The following is a 4,481-nucleotide window of genomic DNA, read 5'->3' on the forward strand; positions in this document are numbered from 1 at the left end:
CGACAGCAACGAGCGTATGACGGAAGGCGCGGTCATTCCCCAGATCGGAAAGCCCAGGAACACGGTTTCATAGGAGCTCTGATCCGGCACCCTCTCCTGCAGCGGCGGTTCGTACCGGGGATCGGCACGATCCAGGGCTTCTGCGCCAGCAGCCAGGCCAGCGCGATCTGCGCGGCGTGGCCCGCTTCCGTTCGGCCCAGGCCTTCACCAGATCCACCAACGCCAGGTTATGCGGCAGGTTGTCCGGCGAGAACCGGGACTCGATCCCGCGAATGCCGCCTTCGGCGAACCGTGTCCTGGCATCGATAGCACCCGCCAGGAAGCCGCCCCGAGCGGGCTCCACGGCACGAAGCCGATGCCAAGTTCCTCGCAGAGCGAGATCACGTCTTCTTCCGGCCCACGCCATAGCATCGAGTATTCGTTCTGGACGGCGGCGACAGGCAGTGCGCCATGCGCGCGGCGAAGCGTTCCCAGCCCCATCTCCGACAGGCCCCAGTGCAGGACCTTGCCTTCCGCCATCAGGTCCTTGACCGCGCCTGCCACGTCTTCGATCGGCACTGCAGGGTCGACGCGGTGCTGGTAGAGGAGATCGATGCGGTCGGTGCGCAGGCGCTTCAACATGCCCTCGACCACAATCTTGATGTGGTCCGAACGGCTGTTCAGGCCGGGCGCCGCTCGCCGGTCTCCTGATCGATGTTCCAGCCAAACTTGGTTGCGATCACGACCTCATTTCGGAACGGCTCCACGCCTTCGACCCGAGCCGGCGGCAGCCATCGCCAGCTTTCAGCCTCCTTCTGGAACGTCTGCGCTTCAGAGAATAAGACGACCGAAGTTGCGATCAACTGTCCGTCCGCGACAGGTGAAGACCGGCCCGCCGGCCGGCATCACGGCCGGACCGCCGGCGTCTCGACCAGCACGCCGCGGGCCCGCTCCATCAGATGGAGCTCCAGCTCGACGAGTTCGGGTGCGCTGAAGGCGAAGGGCTCGGCCCTCACCCCGATCATGCAGTTGCGCAGGCGCCGCTGCAGCGAACCGACCGTCTGCCACTCCAGTCGATAGAGCGGATAGCCGGTCGGATGGGCCTGCGGGATGACACTGCCGCCGAGCCGTTTGCCCCAATTGTCGTCGTGGCAGGAGGCGCAGGAGAGGTTGAGCTGGCCGATGCGGCTCTGGAACAGGCGCCGTCCGTTGTCGCGAAACGGCGCGAGCCGGGCGTCGGTCGCCGGTATGATTGGCATGCCGCGCGACTGATGCGCCACATAGGCCGTCAGGGCGAGCAAAGCGTCAGACTCCGGCGCTAACGGCTCGGCCTGCTGCCGTCCCGCTCGGCAGGAGTTGATACGCCCGGCAAGGTCGATCGGCCGTCCTATCGCCTCGTCAAAGGCCGGGTAGCGCGTGGCAACGCCGCGCATCGTCTGGGAAGCATCGCCATGGCAGCCGACGCAGGCGACATCCGCCCTGCCCCCCGCCTGTTGCCAGAGCTGCTCGCCCTGCAGCACCCACAGCATGCCGGGGTTGCTCGTGTCGTCGGCCTGCAGCGCCTGCGTCTCCGGCGTCATAAAGTCGAAACCGGAGCGCTTCGCGCTGTTTTCGATGCCGGCGGCAGAGACGATGCCGCAAATAGCGGCAACACCGAGGGCTGCTAGCCGCCAGGGCGTATGCATTAGTTCACCGTTATCATGGCGGACGCCGTCTGCGTCCTTCCTGTGTCGTCCGTCCAGGTGAAGTCGATCGTGCCGCTCGTCGTGGCGACGAGCGTGAAGGCAATGAACGGATTGGCCGACACCGCTGGAAAGAGATCGGCCGAAAACACCTCCTCGCCGTTGTAGGCGCAGGCGAAGCGGCGGATGATGTCGCGGGGGATGTTGGAGCCGTTCGGGCCGATACGATAGCCGGTTTCCATCGGATAGGCGATCATCGCCTTGATCTCGACGACCTCGCCCTGCCTGGCCGTTTTCGGCACATTGACGAGCGCGCGCGCCATTATGAGAGATCCTCGATGCAGGCGGCCAGCGTGACGATGGCGCTCGCCCGGCTCGACCAGAAGCTGCCGTCGCTCATCTCCGCAACGGCCACCACCACCTGAGAGGTCGCGAGCCGGATCCGCGTCGAGACGGTGGCGCGGCCCGTGCGCGGCCCGAGGTGGAAAACCGCGACATTCGCCTCCGGGTTCTTCTCGTTGAAGACCGCGATGCGTCGGACATGGTCGCCCGCGGTCATCGGGCTCTCGGCGGCGACCGTGATCCCGACCGCGTTGCCGTTCTCGACCAGGGGTGGCAGATCGAGCCGGATGCGGCCGTCGAGGACGTCGGCTCCCCCGGTGAAGGTCCGGATCGCGTCCTCGAGGCTCGGACGGGCAACAGCCCAGCGCGGCAGACTGATCACCAGCAGACCAGTCATGCCGGCCCGAAGAAACTGCCGCCGTCCGGCCAAGCCTCCGTGAACTCGAAGCGGGTCTTCGTGCATAATCACCCCTTCAGCGTGGTGAGGTAGGCGACGATATCCTCGATATCGGCGCCGCTCAGGATCGGCTTGCTGCGCCAGACGGTGGCGACACGCCGGCCTTGCTCATCCGCGACCCGATAGTAGGAAGGCATGATCGTGTTCGGCACGAGCCGCTTCATGTCGACCACGCGCAGCCGGATCTGGCCATCCGAAAGCCTTGCCCCGACGCCGGTCAGGTCGGGCGCCAGCATGCCGTGCAGATGCGCGTCGGGAAACGGGCCGCTGTGGCAGAGCGTGCAGAGGCTGCGCTGCCGGTCCGAGATCAGCGTGGCGCCGCGCGCCGGATCGCCCTTGCCGCCGACCAGAGGCTCCATGATCGCATCGCCGGTCACGACATAAGACCCCATCTCCTCGCCGGCACCGGGCGAGGCCGCAAGCTGCAATCCCATAAGAGCGAGGCAAGCCACCCTGCTCATCCGAACGCTTCACTGGTGATCGTTCGGAACCAGTCCTCCGCATAGGCCGCTTCCAGTTCGCGAACGGAGGGCTGTGCTTCGAGCGGGCTGGTGCCGCCCGCACCCTCCACCTCGGCAAGCAGGCCGTCGCGCGGCTGGTAGACGCCTGCGATCGAAATGCCGTAGTCGGGCGCGACCAGGCTGTAGCAGGTGTTGATGAGCTTCGGCTGCCCCGGCTGCCGCTCCCTGACCAGCGCGCTGACCGCCGCAGCGCAGGCTTTTGCCTGGGCGTTGGCGCTGAAGGCGGATTTCGGCATAGCCCCGCCGATCGCCGCGTCGCCGACGACGTGGATCGCCGGCTGCAGGCGGGACTCGAAGGTGACCGGGTCGATCGGACACCAGCCCGTCTGATCGGCGACGCCGGCCGACTGCGCGATCCCGCCCGCACGCTGCGGCGGGATCACGTTGGCGACATCCGCCTTGTGATTGCCGAACTCGGTCACCAGCGTCCTTGCCGCCGGGTCGACTTCCGTCACCCTGCCGCCCGAGGACAGTGGCACCCATTCGATCAAGCCGGGATAGAGCTCTTGCCAGGCCGCTTCGAACAGGCGCTGCTTCGAAAAGGCGTCCTTGGCGTCGAGGATGATCAGCTTGGAGCGTGGCTTGCTGGTCTTGAGGTAATGCGCGATCAGGCTTGCCCGCTCGTAGGGACCGGGCGGGCAGCGGAACGGATTGGCTGGCGCGGAGAGAACGACGACCCCACCGTCCGGCATCGCCGCGAGCTGGTCGCGCAGCAGCAGCGTCTGCGGCCCCGCCTTCCAGGCATGCGGCATGATCGCCCCTGCCGCCTCGTCGTAGCCCGGCAAAGCGTCGAAGCGCAGGTCGACGCCCGGCGCCAGCACCAGTCTGACGTAGCCGATGTCCGTACCATCCTCCAGCCGAACGCGCCGGCGCTCAGCATCAACGGCGACAGCGCGCTTGCGAATGAGGCCGATGTCGCCGAATCGGTCATAATCGAAGGTCTGCGCCTCGATGCCACGCAGCCCTGCAACAACGGCATTGCTGAACGGGCAGGCCAGATAGGCTGTCTCTGGCTCGATCAGCGTCACGGCAAGGTCGCGATCCAGCCGTTTCAGCGCGCGGGCGCAGCTCGCCCCGGCAAAGCCGCCGCCGACGACGATCACGCGGGGCTGCGCCTGTGCGCGCACCTGCGGCGCGGCCAGCGTCGCCGCGCCACCGATCAGGGCTCTACGGCTGGGCATGGCGTGCCGCCTCCGGTTTAGCGAGCCATTCGGCGATGGCGCGCGTCTCCTCCTGGGTAAATCCCCTGGCGATGCGGTCCATGACCGTCGCCTTGCGCTCACCGGAACGGAAGGCTTGCATCTGGGCAATGATGTCGTCGGCCGCATGGCCGTCGAGCGAGGGGATGGCTGAGCCGAGCGCCGCCGGCCCGTGACAGCCGGTGCACGCCGTCGCACCAGGCGCCGCGTCGGCCCGCGCCGACGCGCTGGCCACGAGCCCCGCAAGCAGAACGGGCACGAACGATCGCCTGCCGCGCCTGTTCTTCGAGCGCCTCATGTC

The 4,481-nt window shown here is 67.3% G+C and carries 6 protein-coding genes and 1 pseudogene; all 7 read right to left on the minus strand.

What is annotated here, in order from left to right; translation table 11 throughout:
• Positions 1-104: 104 nt before the first annotated feature.
• Positions 105-752: pseudogene (locus EOA86_RS23735) on the minus strand (aldo/keto reductase); the annotation flags it as partial.
• A 132-nt stretch (positions 753-884) separates the two neighbouring features.
• Positions 885-1,664, minus strand: coding sequence for a sulfur oxidation c-type cytochrome SoxA (gene soxA, locus EOA86_RS23740; RefSeq protein ID WP_128343882.1), 780 nt, complete (start codon positions 1,662-1,664; stop codon positions 885-887).
• On the minus strand, positions 1,664-1,984 hold the full coding sequence (gene soxZ, locus EOA86_RS23745) for a thiosulfate oxidation carrier complex protein SoxZ (RefSeq protein WP_128343884.1): 321 nt from the start codon (positions 1,982-1,984) through the stop codon (positions 1,664-1,666). Before soxZ ends, soxA begins: the two co-directional genes overlap by 1 nt.
• On the minus strand, positions 1,984-2,466 hold the full coding sequence (locus EOA86_RS23750; RefSeq protein WP_128343886.1) for a SoxY-related AACIE arm protein: 483 nt from the start codon (positions 2,464-2,466) through the stop codon (positions 1,984-1,986). The genes soxZ and EOA86_RS23750 overlap by 1 nt, the downstream gene beginning before the upstream one ends.
• Positions 2,467-2,468: 2 nt before the next feature.
• Complete coding sequence (gene soxX / locus EOA86_RS23755; protein ID WP_128343888.1) at positions 2,469-2,921, minus strand: sulfur oxidation c-type cytochrome SoxX; 453 nt, start codon at positions 2,919-2,921, stop codon at positions 2,469-2,471.
• The gene (locus EOA86_RS23760) at positions 2,918-4,162 is read right to left on the minus strand and encodes an NAD(P)/FAD-dependent oxidoreductase (protein WP_128343890.1); all 1,245 of its coding nucleotides are present in this window, start codon (positions 4,160-4,162) and stop codon (positions 2,918-2,920) included. Before EOA86_RS23760 ends, soxX begins: the two co-directional genes overlap by 4 nt.
• Positions 4,149-4,478 (minus strand): c-type cytochrome, encoded by a 330-nt coding sequence (locus EOA86_RS23765; protein ID WP_128343892.1) that lies wholly within the window; start codon positions 4,476-4,478, stop codon positions 4,149-4,151. The genes EOA86_RS23760 and EOA86_RS23765 overlap by 14 nt, the downstream gene beginning before the upstream one ends.
• Between the last annotated feature and the right edge of the window lie 3 nt (positions 4,479-4,481).

The organism is Mesorhizobium sp. M5C.F.Ca.IN.020.32.2.1 (genome assembly GCF_004023105.1).
Lineage (GTDB): Bacteria > Pseudomonadota > Alphaproteobacteria > Rhizobiales > Rhizobiaceae > Mesorhizobium > Mesorhizobium wenxiniae.

Bases quoted from the DNA above. Each gene is read 5' to 3' on its own strand.
- soxA (WP_128343882.1), bottom strand. From the start codon at position 1,664: ATGCATACGCCCTGGCGGCTAGCAGCCCTCGGTGTTGCCGCTATTTGC.
- soxZ (WP_128343884.1), bottom strand. From the start codon at position 1,984: ATGGCGCGCGCGCTCGTCAATGTGCCGAAAACGGCCAGGCAGGGCGAG.
- EOA86_RS23750 (WP_128343886.1), bottom strand. From the start codon at position 2,466: ATGCACGAAGACCCGCTTCGAGTTCACGGAGGCTTGGCCGGACGGCGG.
- soxX (WP_128343888.1), bottom strand. From the start codon at position 2,921: ATGAGCAGGGTGGCTTGCCTCGCTCTTATGGGATTGCAGCTTGCGGCC.
- EOA86_RS23760 (WP_128343890.1), bottom strand. From the start codon at position 4,162: ATGCCCAGCCGTAGAGCCCTGATCGGTGGCGCGGCGACGCTGGCCGCG.
- EOA86_RS23765 (WP_128343892.1), bottom strand. From the start codon at position 4,478: ATGAGGCGCTCGAAGAACAGGCGCGGCAGGCGATCGTTCGTGCCCGTT.